Source organism: Sphingobacterium sp. HSC-15S19 (assembly GCF_050433745.1).
In the GTDB taxonomy this organism is placed as follows: Bacteria; Bacteroidota; Bacteroidia; order Sphingobacteriales; family Sphingobacteriaceae; genus Sphingobacterium; species Sphingobacterium siyangense.
The window spans coordinates 1-16,489 of the sequence record NZ_JBNPWQ010000050.1; the positions used below are offsets into that span (position 1 = coordinate 1).

Here is a 16,489-nt window from a genome sequence, read left to right on the forward strand (position 1 = left end):
TTCCAACTCTTTGGAACGGCTTGGAATTATCCACTTTAGTCTTTTTTGTCATATACTTTACAATTTAGTGTAAAGCTATATCAGGACAAGACATAGGTCGCAATCGACTTTATACGCGAAAAATGCATCAGTTTTTTACGGCTGGAATGAAAGAATTCCCCGGGACGCTCTTTTCGGTGATAATAGAACATTGCCAGGAGCAACCCGATGTGCGATGGAAGCAACCTGCTATCTTTTGCTGTTTGCTCCAAATATGAGCTAAAGTAATGATCCTGCATACCGTTATCCATTGCCATTACCTCCCTCCATCATTTTATCGACATCACTGCTGCGATAGTACATGCTGCCCCCGATCTTTTTAAAGGGTAGGATGCCCGTGATCCGTAGGTTCTGCAAGGTTCCGGGAGATATGTCCAGTTTCTTTCTGACCTCCCTGCTACGGAGCCATTCCTTATCTCCGCTGTTCCCTGGATTTTCTCTTTTTAAAACCTGTTTGATCTCTTCAAGCAGTTCTTTCTTGAACTGCTGTAAATCTTCTTTTGTCAGGATATCAAATACCATAAGCATACCAATTTTGTGAACAATACCGGCTCGACATTTGTGCTCTGCCACCGGTACAAAATTGGGTACACGAAAGGCTGTTTGGATGACCATCGGACTCTGCTGGTCATGTTCAACATTCGAACAGGATCGCTATTAATCCTGTTTTATGGGGATTATCTGGAACAGTTTTTTATCATCAGGAATTTTGACGCCTTTCATGGAATCTTTTGGATCTTTCTGTACGAAATAATTCCGGGCGGTATTGACAGGTATATCTTTGCCATTGTAGACGAAATATTTCGATACCATTTTGTAATAAGGGCTTTCGTAGTCGCTGACCAATAGCTTCCTTCCATTCGGAAGTGTCAGGTTTTTCATCTGTTGGAGCAGGTCGATAAAAGTTGGAAGATGCTCGTCTTGAATCATCGGTTTGACGGACACTTCGTATTTTTCAAGATCGGCCAATTTCTTTAGCAGGATTTCCAGTTCTGACTGCAATCTCGAGATCTGTTCATCCTTTTCCTTAATCAGCATATCGTTTGGCCTGATATTCCATTTGTCCAGCGGTGAGAGAAAATCCAAGAATTCATTCAGCTTTCCAATATTGGAAACATAGAGCGGATGTTTGGAGGAATAGGGACTCTGGCCTTTAAAATAATCGATCCTATCGGAAACGATATGCCACACATGGGAAAAGAACTTCTTTTCTGAACGGTTTTCACTGGAAATATAATATTCCAGATGGTACTGATAGTAATCGTCAAATACCTCACGTTTTAAACCATAGATTTTTAAAAGAAAATGATTGTCTTCATATCCTCTAGGAACTCCTTTTATAGTTCCGATTGAGAAAGGATGTGGCTTAAAATCAAGTATTTTTCTTGCTTTAAAGTAGTGTGCTGACATAGATTTAATTTATTACAAATGAATTTATATACACTTCCTTTCGTTTGGAATAGAATAAATGCAGGCGGGTTTAGCACGAAAAAGGCTTTAGACTCTAGAGTATTTTTATCTTGTCTTTCCGAAAAGATCTCACAAGCATCTATATTCTTATAACAAGTCCTAAGTGATAAAAATTATATTCATCAATTCTCGATAAATTGTATTTTATTAACCATAAAAGGTTCAAAATTTTTGCCTTCGTATAATACGTAAAATTCGCAATTTTCAAAGACACCCAATACAAAAGCACCTTTTGAATTGTTTTTAACTACTTTTCTGAAATTGTTGACTTCATTTAAATCACAATTTAAGTGCGCTCGAAATACATCTTTAGAACTTTTACTATCACTAGCTACTAGATCTACGCACATTCCTACTATATGAAGATTAAGAATAAAGTCGACATCCTCTAATTTCAGCAATTTGCTTGCGGTCAAAGGTAATTCTCGATTTGAAAATCCAATACCCAAAGTGGGGATTTCGTTTTTATGGGTTGGAGGAGGAATGAGCAAGTACATCGCTTGCTTGAAAATTTTATTTATATCATTCATAATCAGTTGAATTAAATGCTTCGTCAAGCTTGGAAAGATCAACATGAAAATCAGATTGGGTTTCCGCCTGGCCAGAAATCATTGTATAATCATATAGATGAGCTATTTCTTGGCTTAAAGACTTTGTGTATTTCCAGATAATATTCTTTTTGGCATGGTGGAAATGTCCGATAAGTTCATTAATCAATGTTCGGATAAAGTAGAAATTACATTTGTTCTCTTCTTTTTCCATGAGATCTGAAAAAGACTCAAAGTCATCATTCACAACGACAAAAAGAGGTATCGTATAGTCCGGTCGATTTAAGATCGTTACTTGTATGAAATCATCAAAATTAAATGACGGCACTTTAGTGTTACCTAAATGGGATATAAGTGTAGAGTAGTTAATCATGTTAATCTTACAGAACGATTCCATTTTGTTTCCTTTAAAGCATAGACACTTTGGAAGTGAGTATAAAAATAATATAAAGTTAATAGTCAATTTTATGTTGGTCAATTCGTCTTTTAATACTCCTATTTCAATATTGAATCCTTCTTTCAAACTTATTAAGAAAATTATCTCAAATTCTGTTTCCCTCGCAAAAAAGCCCTCTAACTGTTGGTCTAAAGATTCGATGACGTCCAATAAATCTTTCCGGTTTAATAAATTGCTTGATTGCTCGATGAGGACAGCAAGATTCGCTTTGATATATTTGTTTGTGTTTACATTTTTACTGAGCTGAAGTAATAAATTTTTAAAATCCTTACTGCTGACCAGAGGAGTTCTTTTGCAATATTTTAAATAATTGAGATATGACTGAATTAAATTTGGTGCATTTACTGACTCTGTTGCCTTTTTACCTATTCTGAGGAAATAATTATGTACATCGATATTGATTCTGTCGTAATCGGAAATCCCTCCAAGGTCGATGAAACGGCTGGTTTCCAAGCTATCCAATGAAAGATTTATAAGTCCTTCGAGCCGGTCGGATTCTTCGGATTCCATATAACATAAGATTGCATTCGTGAGACAATTTCTACTTTCCCTGACCATGTCGTCCATTGAATTGAATATATGGAATGCCTTCTCGTAGCTAGCACCGGCATCACTCATTCTCTTCATTTCTGAGAGTAGTGCTCCCTGTTCATCTAGTCCATGTGCCATTCCATAAAGATAATTGACCCTCTCGGCCATCGAGATCGAAACCGCTATAAATTCTAAGCTTTTCGTCTGTTCGCCCTGCTCAGCATAGATACTTGATAAAATCCAGCAGACCCTTGATTGTTCTTTAGGTAGATCGAGCTTAACACTATGTTCTAATGCCTCTTCATAGATTGCTATTGCTCCCGTTAGATCTCCGGTATCCCTAATTACATTCCCATAATTGGTAAGATTCAAAATTGCTTTTTGTTCAAGTTTATAATGCTGGCAAAGGTATACTGCTTCATACCCATACTTTTTTGCTGCTTCATAATTCCCGTTCTGACGGTTTAAGGATGTTAAGACATTTAGGACAATCAACTTTGTACCATAATTTATTTTTTCCAATGGGAGTTGGAGTAATTTCAGCGCATATTCCTCTGCAAGTTTTTTCTGGTCATCTGTACATCCCAATGCAGAGGCTAAATTTGAAAGGCTTGATATCAACCCATGGAGATGGTTTTCTTTTGCAAACGAATCATAGGCTGTTTTTGCTGCAACCGCAGCTTTTTTGAATTGGTGGAGGTCAACATATATCTTGGAAAGGCTAACCAATAGCTGGCCTTTAAACAATTCATCTGAGCAGGATTTATCTGTTAGAATAGAATCTGCGAGATCGATTCCTGTTTGATGTTCTCCTCTTTCAATAAGGTCAATAGCCTTGCCCATTAATGCGCTTAAATAAAGTTTGCGGTCTTTTGCTTTTTTTAGAAGTTTCAGTGCTTCTTCGAGAATATCATCCGCCTTTCTTGCTCTATTCAGCAAGCGGAGATTCCCGTAAAGATGGTATTTAAGGTAGCCTGTAACATATGAGGATTGTTTTTTAGTAAGCAGGATATTTATGAGACGATTGGCAAGCTCAAGATCACCCCTGTTTACAAGCCCAGGTAAAGCTTCAAAACCAAATTCATGTATTGCATCCGGTTTCTCATCAATTAGAAGAAACGTCGCCTGAATATAGTCGTTCTCTTCCTGATAATATTCTCCTAGCCGAATTTTATAAGTTTTTAAAGTTGAAAATCTTGCCAGCTCATCTGAAATAAAATCTCTAAATGAGGGATGAAATATAGATAAATGCCCATCATCTGATATTGTTGCCAAGCGTAATCTGCTTATAAATTCGCTGGCTTCCTGCAAGCTTTCAAAAGAAACAAGTGAAACCAACGATGTAATTGACATGGGAAGATAAGAAAGTGAAATAAAGATGAGACATTCTTTTTCCTTGTTAGAGAGACTTCCCCATATTGATCTGTGGTAGTTTGCAAGATCCTTAGGGAGAGGATTGACACTATATTGGCTATAGTAATATAGGTAAAGTGCATTCCCACATGAAACATCGTACAGCTCATTAAAAGTTAAGATATCAAGGATTAGCCCCTGTTGATTTAAATACTGTCGGGATTCCTCAATGTCAAATGTCCCAAGTGTAAAGATTTCAATTCTGCTATTTGTGAATGGCAGGTTATTCTGAGAAGTGTACAGAAATTTATTTTCAAATTTATTGAGCAGCAGTATTCTCTCAAATGAATCAACTGCTGCCTCGCACTCATCAAGAAAGAAGATCATTTTGCTTTTGATCAATAGGCTCTGCAATATTTCCAGGCAAATATCAATATCATCTATAAAGGTTAGGGGCTGACTGTTGACTTCATTAATTTTATTGATAAAATACAGCAGGACTGTCTTGAGTGATTTATTTTTTAGATTAAGATAAACGACATTTACGTATGATTTTGAAAGTTCATACATCATGCAGCTTTTTCCCACGCCGGGTTGACCGATTACAGCCAATTCCTGTTTCGTATCCAAAAGTTCCTCGATTTCTGTGCAGGCAGAACGTTTAATAAGATTCTTACCTTCAAAGTTTTTTTGAAGAAATGTGAGGTAATTTATATTGAATTGGACTTTCAGGGCAGATTGATCGGATTGCGTAAATGCTTCTACTTGCTTCCCATCTACATTTAGATACACCGTATTGATGCGGAGCTCTCCTGAATTAATAAGATTTCCAGCAATGTTGACTATCGTGTCTGCTTCCTGTTTATTGATCTGCATCAGAATCCTTAGTAGCCCTGTAATCCCCCTGTATATTTATAATATCTCTTGCAGCATTTTGTACTCCGATATTAAAGCCGCTTGAATGAGAAATTTGTATGTTGTTTATATTTTCAATCGCGTGTTTATTTTCTTTAAGCCAGTCTACTAAGAGCGATTGTATATCCAATGGGGCTTGACTGCCCGTCGTTTCCTGGTACAAAGCCTTTATGTCACTCTCAACATTATTTGACGCAGGTCTTTCACATAGATTCTGTATGAAAATTTCGGTCTCTTTTTCACTCCTGAATAATTTCCCTATTTTAGTTTTTAGGCTCTTGAAATTAAGCGTGTTTTTTAAGAAATCATAAGAAGCACTGGCGATCACTGAACTGGCGATCCCAGTCGGATCCTGATTTAGAAAGGCAACGATTTCACTTAAAATTGTCATAATTATATATTATTAGTTTGTTTCTTAAAATACTGTTCATCAAGGCGTATCTGTTTTTCTATTTTTTGTTTATTGAATATACTACTGTCAGGAAAGTAACTATTAAAGGATTCATAATTTTCTGATAAATATTTGATTAATTCAAGATCATAGCCACTTCTAGCTGTGTCGATTTTTATTGTATCATTTTGTTTTAACCTTTCCATAAAAATTAAATTACTAACAGCCTGTATAACTTGATCCATTGAATATCGCTTATTGATTTCAGAGACAACTTCTGATAACCATCCTTCATTCATTAATCTTTGATATGTTACAGGGAAAAAATATTTAAGCTTTTTATTCCTATTGTCAATGAATTCCCGATCATCCTTTTTTATTTTGGGTGGTTTCGATCGTTTGATGTTACGATTTAGTATGGGATTTAATTTAGATTCATCGTCTAAATTGTTTTCTATTGAAAATTTGAACTCAGTCTTCACAAAATATTTTTCACTTCTTTTTATAATCTGATTGTGTTCGTTTACAAGAAAATATCGTACGGCAATGTTTCTCCCCTTTAAATAGTTTTCTTTAAAATTTCTATAATTTTGGCTAATTTTCATTCCTCCTTTCCCCTGATACATCTGGACTACAGCTGGATCAACGTGGTCCCTAAGGTGGTCTGGAATTATACTTTCAATTAACAGCTTTACATTTGGTGATATTGAGAGAAGGTAATCTCCATTCTCGTATTCGAAAAATTCTAAATCTATAGCTCTACTATCGTCTAATTTCTCTTTCCAGGCAATTAATGAATCAAGAAATTTTTCAGCATACCGTTCTTCTTGCATCATAAAACCAAACTCGCAAGGCATTTCCTTTCCTGTGCTATCTGGACAATGGACGTAAACTAAGCCTTTGCATTTTGCTTTATCATAATTTTCTTGAAAACTGATATCACCAATTATTCCGAATTTAGGCTTTAGCCCATAGTCTATTCCAAATTGTATTAGCATTCGTTAATGTTTTAATATAAATTTACTAAAAAAAATATCATTTCACAAAGTGTTTTGCATTGAAGAGGTAACTCTCAACTTCTAAGAATCTATTTAGTTTATTTTTTATAAAATTTGATATATAGCTATATGAATAAATTTAAGGCTAGATATATTGCCTATTTGATATACAGCCTATTATTTTCATGGTGGAATGGATTTAAAGTATACTGTCCAGTATACTAAAAAGTGGCTTGATGCGAGCATTAAGTGAAGAGAGTATCCCTGGAGGATACTCTAAACCCCATTTTAGGCAAATGGGGCAAGAAAAGTAGGGCTATGCCCAACTTCTGCTTGCTTATAAATTAAGATAACCTTTTAGAATCTTCACATACTCCTCGAATGCTTTAATACCATTCTCTGTAATTTTACAAATAGTGTTTGGCCTTTTGTTTTTGAAAGTTTTTTCAATGGAGATATATCCCGCAGCCTCCAATTTGCTCAATTGAACACTCAGATTTCCAGCAGTAGAGTTAGTCTTGGAAAGAAGCAAATTGAAATCCGCCTCATCCACTGAGATCAAAAGTGATATAATAGCTAACCTCAACTCAGAATGTATTATCGGGTCTAATGGTTTATTCATGATTATCTCCTCTGCTTTTCAGTGATGCAGAAAATAAATGTCCAGGAATTACAAATGAACAGAAAATGATTAAAACAAAAAGAACTATTTCGAGATTTTGATCATTAAAGAAAAGAAACAAGTGGGAAAGTATAATGCCAAAAATTCCTCCAAGCATAATTTTCTTGAATTTAACTAAGACTCCTATAGTAACCGTCCACATTGAAATAAGTAAACCTTCGATAAAGAATACAGGAAATGTTATCCACACACTCGCAACAGCTACAGTAGTACAAATGACTATATATAGGAGTGAAATATAATTAATGCTGATATCAAGATATGACGGATGCTTTCCATTACTCTTTTTTATATATTTAATTATTCGTGGGTAACAAATTAAAGGTATCAACAGCCATAGAAAAGAGCGATGTGGCCATAAATCTAAATATCCTAAAAGAGCAATGATCAAACCAACAATGACAGTAGTATATCCCCAAAATAATAGAACCGAAGGACCCATTTTCGAATCGATATTTGCCCTAGCCTGTTCTATCATTCTAGTAATTATTTCGAAGCTTTCTCTGTCAGATAATTTTTTCTCGTTTTCCATCAATGAATAATGTGTGCTATTAGTTTATTATGTAAAGTTATTTTTTTTTTTGTATTTCTATAATCAAATTCCCGAATCTTGTTCTATTTCGATAAAAAAGGTCGATAATAAATCCATTCTTAAGCTTCTTGTTTTTCCCCGATCAATATTATTTCGTTTCCTTCGTTTATTACCTTCTCATCATGACTAGCTATAATAAAGCTTATTCCAGTAATAGAATTTAGATTTTTCATCAATTCAATGATCTTTATGGCATTTACCTTATCTAAACTCGCTGTTGGTTCATCGGCAAATACAACCTCTGGTTTTCTAGCTATTGCGCGTGCTATCGCTACGCGTTGTTGTTCCCCGCCTGACATTTGTCCTGGTCTATTATTCATTCTATGTTCTAATCCGACAGACTTCAACGCTATTATCGCCATTTCTCTTCTTTGGGCAGATGTCAGGTCTAAGAGTGTCAGGGGTAATTCGACATTTTCTAATGCTGAGAGTACCGGTATCAGATTAAACGATTGAAAAATAAAGCCGAAATGCTCCTTTCTTGTTTGCGTCAGTATGTTACTGTTAGAAAAATCAATTACTTTTTGATTTAAAAGGTATTTTCCAGAAGTTGGAGAATCTAAAGTCCCCATGATATTAAGAAGTGTTGATTTTCCTGATCCTGATGGGCCAGCGAGGATGGAGAAACAACCTTTAGGAAATTTCCATGAAAAATTGGAAATTACTGCGGTTTCAACTTCACCGCTAAAATAGCTTTTGCTAATATTTTCTAAATGGATTACACTGTTCATATTTATTGCTGCTAAAATGATAGACTTAAAAAAATTGTTGATTGTAGTTTAAAAATTGAGAATGAATTGTTATACGCCATTGAAGAGAATTCTACTTGAAAATTGTTAATGTTATATGTAAATAAAGGAGAGAAAACAAGCTGTTTTGAAAACAGGTTATAAAATCCTCTAGTATTCAGTGACCATCTTCCGTAAAGATCTTTGTATTCGAAACTCCCAAAAATTGAATGTTTTCCTATTGAAATTGGGTCATATAATTCGGCATTCCGAGGAAGATTAGTTTTATATAGATCAATTTCTAACCTTCCAAGATTGTCCTCATTAAATCTATATTCTAGATAGCTGGAAATTCTGGGTGACAATGAAATTGAGGCCCCGACTACTATATCGTTATAGATTTTTTTTGATTTGGCCTGAGGAGAAGTCAGAACTCCATCTTTCGATATTCCATAACTTCTTGAGTAAGTTCTTGTCATACCCTCCGTGTATAAAGTGAAGCGATCTGCACCGTAAGAAATATCATAACCTATTTGATGTCCTTCCCCAGATAATATGTACAAGCCACTGTATGAAATTCTATTTCCCGCGGTATTATATTTAATTGCAAATTTAGTTTTCGAGAGTTTGGAGTCTGGGAAAATGAAAATGCCGATATCGCTGTTTTCAAATAGATGGCTATAGTTTACCTGATAAATTCCTTCTAATCTATTCTGTATTCTTAACGGATCTTTTTGCGTGTAAAACAAGGTGGGGTTCCCAAGGAGTCCGCTCCCCCAATCGAGCCTTTTCTTTCCTATAATAAAGCGATTTTTCTCATTCAAGCTGATACCAGCATATAGTTCCATAAATTTGAATTTAATTGAATCAGAATAATTATAGTTATATATACCAGACTCTATTTGAATATTTCCCACAGCATCGTTGATTAAAGAATCATTAAATGAAAGAATCGGAAATAATCTAGTCTCAGAAGCTAGTTCCTTTATACCCATATAATTATTAGGGTTGACATTTGATTTACTATTCATCCAGCTGATATCATTTTTATTTTCGAAAATAAAGAGGGAGCTATATTTTGACGATTGACTGTATGAAAGGTTACACCATATCATTATAAAGATTGACAGATGAAAAATTAAAAGAAGTCTTTTAGAAGGGTATATATAAAGTAGCTTCATCATCTCCGATTATTTTTTTAGAGAACCAAGAGTGAAAAATTCATTTGATAACTCATTTTTTCTTTTAGCTTCAGAATATTTGAGCGTAGTTTTACTGTTGTTTAGCAAATTGTCTATAATGGTATAGCTAGTCGGAAATCCTAAACCATCCAATAAAATATGATCATCAAATATCATGGTCTTTATTATCTTATCAGAAAGCCCATACATTTCTTGTTTTAGCAGGTAAAATTTGTCTTTATCAATAGTTAATACAACTTTATTGTATGAGACAGATAGGTCTTTTGCTTTTAATGTCAGGATAAGATAATTAGCTTGTTCTTTTGATTCTATTACGGTATAGTCTCTAGAAAAAGAAAGTCTCATTAAATCCCTGTTCGAAGCATCACTGCCCATAAATGCTTGTTTCAAAGGTAGTCTCATTACTCGCGTTGTTCTAGGTAAGAACATCCATAAATTGGTTTCGTCGTTTAACATTTTACGACCTCTTTCTGTTGCTGGTTGGAGAAATTCAAGACGCATTTTTTCGCCATCACGAAAAGATGTCATTTCATAGAATTTAGCCAATTTACCTTTACTGAAAATTTCCATTCTAAGATTGGCCTTTTCTACATATAAGCTTTTGTCCATTAGCTGTAGATAGTCAATTTTTTTTGTCTGTGCGATCCCTGTTAATGATATAAATAACAGAAAAAGAGTGATTTGAATTTTCATGATTTTATTTGTTTTTAAGGTATTCTATAGTATTACGTTTATTTTCAATCAAAGAGATTAGAGTAGCAAGTAGGGGGTAGAATAGGCATAAAAGAATCGTAATAGAGATATCTTTTACCGTTAAAATAGGATTGATTATCGACGAGCCGAATGCAAAAGAAGCGGCTTCACCAAGAAATACCCCCCCCTGTAGATTAATTGACTTAACAATCAGTATAACTACTGTAATTCCAATTGCAGTGTAGATTGAGCCCATATAGATACTCTCGATCGAATATATGGTTCGGACGGATCTTCCAGAAAAACCGAAAGAGAGCATTGTCCCTGTCTCTTTTTCACGTAAAATTCTATTTTCCGTCTGCATAGACCAAATTCCAACAAAAGAGATCATGAGTAGAAAAAAGGCAAGACTCATCATACTGTATCTGTTGATATTAGATAACGATTTTGCCAATCCAATTCCATCTAGGTATGATGAGATTTTTATATAGCTTGGGGGGATGTTTAGACTTTCTTGAATACTGGTTATCTCTGTTTTCAGAATTTTCTTAGCTTCTTCAATATTATCCAAATTGCGTACTTGTATTATAATTTTGGATGGTAGTTTGGAATTGTAGAGAGACATTCCTTTGTTATAATCCATATATACATTGTATTTATTTGCCAGTGAGGTATATCTAAATATTCCCCCTACAGGATATTCCTCCAAGTTGATGGTGCCATCTACAGATTGCGCCATAATGGTAATTTTGTCTTTAACTTTAATATTCAATTCCTTTGAAATACCATCACTGATTAGCACTTCACCCTTATTTTCATCTTCAAGTTTTCCAGCAAGGACCTTGAACATATCTTGAAATAATGGGAGATCACTTTTTTGCATACCATTTGGGTTAACCTTTATCTGATTTTCGCCATGATAGAGAATGCAATTGGGAGGATAAACTCGATAACTGTATTTAGCAACGTTTCTATCATTTTTTAATTTGCTTTCGATTTCTTTCAATAGAGGGATTGCAAGTTCATTATTTTCTTGACGGAGCAATTGTTTATCAAATTCAATTGAGAGAGCCCCTGTTTCAAATTGTATGTTCCTCTGGACTATAAAAGTTTCAATTCCTTTTGACAATGAAAATATAAGAAGTAAGAGGATAGCTGTACAGCTAATCCCTGCACCATTCAGTAAAGTTGTGCTGAAGTTTCTTCTAATATTCCGAATGGCTATTTTAATCAGTATATTCATAATTAATTGTTAATAAGCTTTAGTGGGTCATATTTTTTGATTTTTTGGATCGTAATTCCTATCGAAATAATTATTATAGTTATAAATACTACTGATACAAATAGTATATCTTCTAATGTTAGTTTTGGGCGGATGTATTCTGTGAGTAGTGCCGCTTGCAAATCCACAGAACCTATATGCATTCCCGTTTGTGGAATGATAAATTTTAAGAAGGTGAATAGGATGACTAAGCCGATAAAAATTGCGCTGAGTGCGATTATTAGATATTCTAATAGAATCATTTTATAAATTTCCTTCCATTTAAAACCAATAGCGATCAGGGTGCCGAATTCTTTTTTTCTAGAGTTGGCTACTAAGGTTGAAACACTTACCAATATTATCATGCTAAAAGTTAGAAATGTTAGATATGTAAACTTTCCTCCCCAATTCCAGACTTCAACAATTGAAAAGAGAAGAGGAACAGTCTTATTCCATGGAGAAAGCCGAAAATTGGATCTTTGTGCTGAAAAGTGATTTTCAATTCTTTCATATGTTTTTTTGTCAATATCATCGTTGTTTTTAAAGTCTGGATTTACGATAAGTTCTACAGCTTCATTGTTATCAATTTGAACAAGGTCTTCTCCGAATTTATATTTAACAAATCCAATCCGGTCAAAATAAATTGCAAGTCCTGTCTCTTTAAAAATTCCCTTTACAATAGTAATAGCGTCACTCATATATCCATTGGTATTATCTGCGACTATCAGTAAAGTGTCTCCAATGGAAACTTTTAGTTCTTTAGCGAAAGAATGACTAATGAGTATTTCAGATGGTGAGGCTGGAAGGGAACCTTTTTCAATTTTGATATCCGCAGAAATTCTCGAAAAATGATCATCTTCCAGAGCCTGGATATTTAAATATGAAGTCTCCTCATTGTGAGAGACAAGTGCGCCAAATCGTATTCGTTTGTCAATATTTAAATTACCAAAACTTTTAAAAAATTTAGATTTATTATCTTCATCGAAGTGGAATTTTTTTTGATTACTTAATTGGGACTCCAAAATATTAATATTCTCTTTATCAGACTTATATATTGTTGTGTTCCCTGAAATTCCTTCATTGATTCCCCTTTTCAACTGAAACTGAATCCCATTATTGAAAGCGAGGTTGAAGAAAATTATTAATGATGAGATTCCAATACATAGAAACGAAAAAAAAGTTTGCTTTTTCTTCCTTAAGATATTCCTTAAGACATATTTTAACTGTTCAGTTTTCATAATACCGTTAGATTTACTTTACAAATGTAAAATACTTTATAATATAAAGTGAATTTTTTTTTACTTTTTTTCTGATAACATTTGTGCTGGATATTGAACCTTAAGTTAAGTTTTGGTGTATAGAGCATATGTCAAGTATTTTTTTATCACTAATATTCAGTAGGTTATAGTTTTTTCTATAAAAAAATATCCACAACTATTGATCCGATAAAAAATATCGCATACATTTGATAAAGAAGTTTATAATATAAAGTTAATTATACAATAGACTATTTTAACAACCAAGTTGACTTAATACTATTACCTAAATTAAAAAGACCATGTTGGAGGCGATCTATTTACTTGAGGATACCAGGAGCAAAAGCGGAATGAATAAAAATATTTCTGATTCAGGTTCCATTCGTATCGGTGATGAATTCATAAAGTATTGCCTTGAACAGTGCACGGATTTAAAAAGGGATAAAATAAAGATCTGTAAGGATAGGTATGGTAAGCCCTACCTCGACGGGATCCCAGATGTACATTTTAATGTTTCTCATAGCTCAAATTTTTACGTCTTTGTATGTAGTCGGTCGCCAATCGGTATTGATATTGAGAAAAGTAGGGCTAGCTTTCCTGATATAGGAATGCAACCTTTTTTTTCAGAAAGTGAATGGTTCGCACTTAATCATAGATCTGAAAGATATTTTGAATTAGGGGAATTATGGTGCTTGAAAGAAAGCTATTCCAAGTATTTAGGATTGGGATTGCTATTGCCTTTTTCAAGCTTTTCAATTCTAAAAAATTCGAAAAGTTACGGTATAGATAACGGGGACCAGGTTTATTTTCAATATTTTTTATATAAATCAATTTTTAACATCGCAGTATGTTCCACATCGGACACCAGGAGGGAAATAATCAAAATTGACTCGGATAATTTCAATAGTTATCTGTCTGAACAGTCATTTAAAATTGGGAAAAAAGATTTGGTTTTAATAACTAAGAATTATGGATAACAGGGAGTATATTATTGAAGTTAGTAATTTAAATAAGTTCTATGCTAATACCCAAGTGCTGACGGATATCAATTTATTTATAGGATATGGTGAAACTATAGGAATATTAGGAGAAAATGGCGCAGGAAAAAGTACGCTTTTGGAAAGCATAGAGGGATTGCGTTCCGTCGATAAAGGAAGTATTAGAGTTTTCGGTCTTGATATTAAATACAATTTAAAGGAGATTCAAGAGCGTGTGGGAATCCAGCTACAAAAAGCGACTTTGTTTGAGGAATTATCGGTTCAGGATAATCTAAAACTATTTTATAAGCTATATAATGTAAAAAATTCGTGGAAGGAAGTAATTAACGGATTCAGTCTCGATAAAATTTTAAACCTGAAAGTTGGCAATTTGTCCGGTGGGCAGTTTCAAAGAGTCAATTTATGTTTGGCTATGATTAACAATCCTAAATTACTTTTTCTAGATGAACCTACAACAGGATTGGATCCTAATGCAAGGACTGAATTGTGGGAGAAAATCAGGCATTATAAAGCGATGGGAAGTACTATAATCTTAACGACCCATTATATGGAAGAAGCTGAAGCTCTATGCGATAGAATAGTGTTTCTTAGAAAAGGATGTATAGTGGCAGATGATTCTCCATTCAATCTGACTAAGCGTACAGGTTCCCCTCGACAGATTAAGATAGAAACTGCCGAAAATTTAGGTGTTGAGCTGATTTCTGAGCTGCAAAATATGGCAAATATAGCAGGAAATATAATTACTATCCAGTCTGATAATTCTGTAAGTGATTTGTCCAACATGCTTAATTTACTTAATAATAGAGAAGTAAGAATTGTAAATGTAAATCTGAGCGATTCGAATCTGGAAGATGTTTACAAAAGTTTATATAACAAGACGATACTAAAAGATTAAGCGATGAAGAATGTGATCTCGATATTTAAGGTATTTCTGAAGATTTTTTTTAAAGATCGTTTTAATCTATTTATGATTTTTTTCTTTAACGCTTTCATCATGGTAATTTTTGGGATTACCATGGAGGGAAAGCTCGGAGGAAATCAGGTCATAGGTATATATGGTGATAATAGAGATTCATCTTATAGTCTTATAATCGAACGTCTCCAAAATATGGATGACATTCATCTCCAATATTATGAACTTAAAGATAAACTGAGCAGGGATATAGGTACGGGTAAATTGGCGCTCGGGATTGCAATTACGGATAAAGAGATCATGGTGCTAGCTGATACTAGTAAAGGTCAATTATTTAAATTTTTGGAACCCTTGATTCAAGTTTCTATTCTCAAGTCTGAGGGGTTAATGGCACCCAAAGTTGAAATAGGGGAAATCAGAGCTAATAATAGAAACTATTTTGCCTTCTTTTTTCCTGGAATACTAATTTTTTCAATTATGCAGGTAGGATTATCTGGGGGAATAATGCTGTTAATTCAACGTACTAAAGGAAGTTTGAAAAGACTTCAGATCTCACCAATAAAAAAAGGCGAATTTTTGATGGGTTATATAGGTTGTTATTTATGTATTATGTTTCTACAGGTAGTTGGGTACTTTCTAATTGCTAAGCTTCTATTTGCTTATGAGATTAATGGTAACATCTTAAATGTCATTCTGATACTTTCGGCCTCCAGCCTTTTGTTTGTTCTTTTTGGTATTTTTTTATGTAATGCTTGTAACACAGTGGAAAACGGCAACAATTTTAATAGATTTTTTGTCTTTCCAGCAAGCTTCCTTTGTGGAGTTTTTATCCCTTTGAGCGCGCTACCCCAAATGGTCCAAAACGCTGCTTGGTTTCACCCATTGACGTATTTCGTTGAAGTTATAAGAGAAGTGGCAAACTTTAATGAGCCCTTACTATCATTCAAATATTATATGGTAGGTTATATCATTTTAATCTTTTTTATCTCAATAATATCAATCAAAACATTCAAATGGAAGGAAAAGACTTAGTATCTAATCATCAAGAAATATCTTATGATGATATTCAAACAATACTATCTCATAGATTCCCTTTTTTGCTAGTGGACAAGATCATAAATATAGCGGAGGATTCTATTGTAGGTATAAAAAATGTTTCTGGAACTGATTTCTACTTACAGGGACATTTTCCGAATAATGCGGTATATCCGGGAGTACTCCTGATCGAATCATGCGCGCAAGTTGGGGGTATCTTGGTAAGTAAAATGATGTCAGGGCAGGGGTATCTTGCTAGAGTCAATGACTTTAAATTTACTGACTTCATCGTGCCTGGAGACACTATCGAAATTACCGCGAAGTATCAGTCGAAACTACAAAAATTTGTTCAGGTTGAAGTTAAGGCCGAAGTTAAGGGTAAGCTTGTGGGAAAAGGAATAGTTGTGTATTCATTTATTTAAAAATT

17 protein-coding genes are annotated in these 16,489 nt (G+C 34.1%); 4 read left to right on the forward strand and 13 right to left on the reverse strand.

Annotated elements, in window-relative coordinates; all coding sequences use genetic code 11:
• Positions 1–282: 282 nt before the first annotated feature.
• The 13 genes from L1283_RS26115 to L1283_RS26175 form a co-directional block, all read right to left on the reverse strand.
• Positions 283–654 (reverse strand): helix-turn-helix domain-containing protein, encoded by a 372-nt coding sequence (locus L1283_RS26115; protein WP_429626663.1) that lies wholly within the window; start codon positions 652–654, stop codon positions 283–285.
• A gap of 42 nt (positions 655–696) precedes the next feature.
• Positions 697–1,449 (reverse strand): TMF family protein, encoded by a 753-nt coding sequence (locus L1283_RS26120; protein ID WP_429626664.1) that lies wholly within the window; start codon positions 1,447–1,449, stop codon positions 697–699.
• A 182-nt stretch (positions 1,450–1,631) separates the two neighbouring features.
• Entirely contained in the window at positions 1,632–2,039 is a 408-nt protein-coding gene (locus L1283_RS26125; protein WP_204990888.1) for a hypothetical protein, read from the reverse strand.
• Entirely contained in the window at positions 2,032–5,274 is a 3,243-nt protein-coding gene (locus L1283_RS26130) for a hypothetical protein (RefSeq protein ID WP_429626665.1), read from the reverse strand. The genes L1283_RS26125 and L1283_RS26130 overlap by 8 nt, the downstream gene beginning before the upstream one ends.
• Positions 5,261–5,704 (reverse strand): hypothetical protein, encoded by a 444-nt coding sequence (locus L1283_RS26135; RefSeq protein WP_112375231.1) that lies wholly within the window; start codon positions 5,702–5,704, stop codon positions 5,261–5,263. The genes L1283_RS26130 and L1283_RS26135 overlap by 14 nt, the downstream gene beginning before the upstream one ends.
• A 2-nt stretch (positions 5,705–5,706) precedes the next feature.
• Positions 5,707–6,702, reverse strand: a complete 996-nt coding sequence (locus tag L1283_RS26140) for a hypothetical protein (RefSeq protein ID WP_429626666.1) — start codon at positions 6,700–6,702, stop codon at positions 5,707–5,709.
• A gap of 337 nt (positions 6,703–7,039) precedes the next feature.
• The gene (locus L1283_RS26145) at positions 7,040–7,324 is read right to left on the reverse strand and encodes a winged helix-turn-helix domain-containing protein (protein ID WP_429626667.1); all 285 of its coding nucleotides are present in this window, start codon (positions 7,322–7,324) and stop codon (positions 7,040–7,042) included.
• Positions 7,317–7,916, reverse strand: a complete 600-nt coding sequence (locus tag L1283_RS26150; protein ID WP_429626668.1) for a hypothetical protein — start codon at positions 7,914–7,916, stop codon at positions 7,317–7,319. The genes L1283_RS26145 and L1283_RS26150 overlap by 8 nt, the downstream gene beginning before the upstream one ends.
• Before the next feature lie 119 nt (positions 7,917–8,035).
• Positions 8,036–8,707, reverse strand: a complete 672-nt coding sequence (locus tag L1283_RS26155; RefSeq protein WP_429626669.1) for an ABC transporter ATP-binding protein — start codon at positions 8,705–8,707, stop codon at positions 8,036–8,038.
• 11 nt (positions 8,708–8,718) lie between these two features.
• On the reverse strand, positions 8,719–9,735 hold the full coding sequence (locus L1283_RS26160) for a hypothetical protein (RefSeq protein WP_429626670.1): 1,017 nt from the start codon (positions 9,733–9,735) through the stop codon (positions 8,719–8,721).
• 159 nt (positions 9,736–9,894) lie between these two features.
• Positions 9,895–10,599, reverse strand: a complete 705-nt coding sequence (locus L1283_RS26165; protein ID WP_429626671.1) for an outer membrane lipoprotein-sorting protein — start codon at positions 10,597–10,599, stop codon at positions 9,895–9,897.
• A 4-nt stretch (positions 10,600–10,603) separates the two neighbouring features.
• Positions 10,604–11,842, reverse strand: a complete 1,239-nt coding sequence (locus L1283_RS26170) for an ABC transporter permease (RefSeq protein WP_429626672.1) — start codon at positions 11,840–11,842, stop codon at positions 10,604–10,606.
• Between the two features lie 2 nt (positions 11,843–11,844).
• Positions 11,845–13,098 (reverse strand): ABC transporter permease, encoded by a 1,254-nt coding sequence (locus L1283_RS26175; protein ID WP_429626673.1) that lies wholly within the window; start codon positions 13,096–13,098, stop codon positions 11,845–11,847.
• A gap of 320 nt (positions 13,099–13,418) precedes the next feature.
• Here L1283_RS26175 and L1283_RS26180 point away from each other — a divergent pair, with 320 nt between their 5' ends.
• The 4 genes from L1283_RS26180 to fabZ are packed head-to-tail and all read left to right on the forward strand — an operon-like array spanning position 13,419 to position 16,484.
• Positions 13,419–14,093 carry a 4'-phosphopantetheinyl transferase family protein gene (locus L1283_RS26180; protein ID WP_429626674.1) on the forward strand — a complete coding sequence of 225 codons (675 nt, stop codon included), beginning with the start codon at positions 13,419–13,421 and terminating at the stop codon, positions 14,091–14,093.
• Positions 14,086–15,009 carry an ABC transporter ATP-binding protein gene (locus L1283_RS26185; RefSeq protein ID WP_429626675.1) on the forward strand — a complete coding sequence of 308 codons (924 nt, stop codon included), beginning with the start codon at positions 14,086–14,088 and terminating at the stop codon, positions 15,007–15,009. The genes L1283_RS26180 and L1283_RS26185 overlap by 8 nt, the downstream gene beginning before the upstream one ends.
• 3 nt (positions 15,010–15,012) lie before the next feature.
• Positions 15,013–16,059 carry an ABC transporter permease gene (locus L1283_RS26190; RefSeq protein WP_429626676.1) on the forward strand — a complete coding sequence of 349 codons (1,047 nt, stop codon included), beginning with the start codon at positions 15,013–15,015 and terminating at the stop codon, positions 16,057–16,059.
• Complete coding sequence (fabZ, locus tag L1283_RS26195) at positions 16,041–16,484, forward strand: 3-hydroxyacyl-ACP dehydratase FabZ (protein WP_429626677.1); 444 nt, start codon at positions 16,041–16,043, stop codon at positions 16,482–16,484. Before L1283_RS26190 ends, fabZ begins: the two co-directional genes overlap by 19 nt.
• The last annotated feature ends 5 nt before the right edge of the window (positions 16,485–16,489 follow it).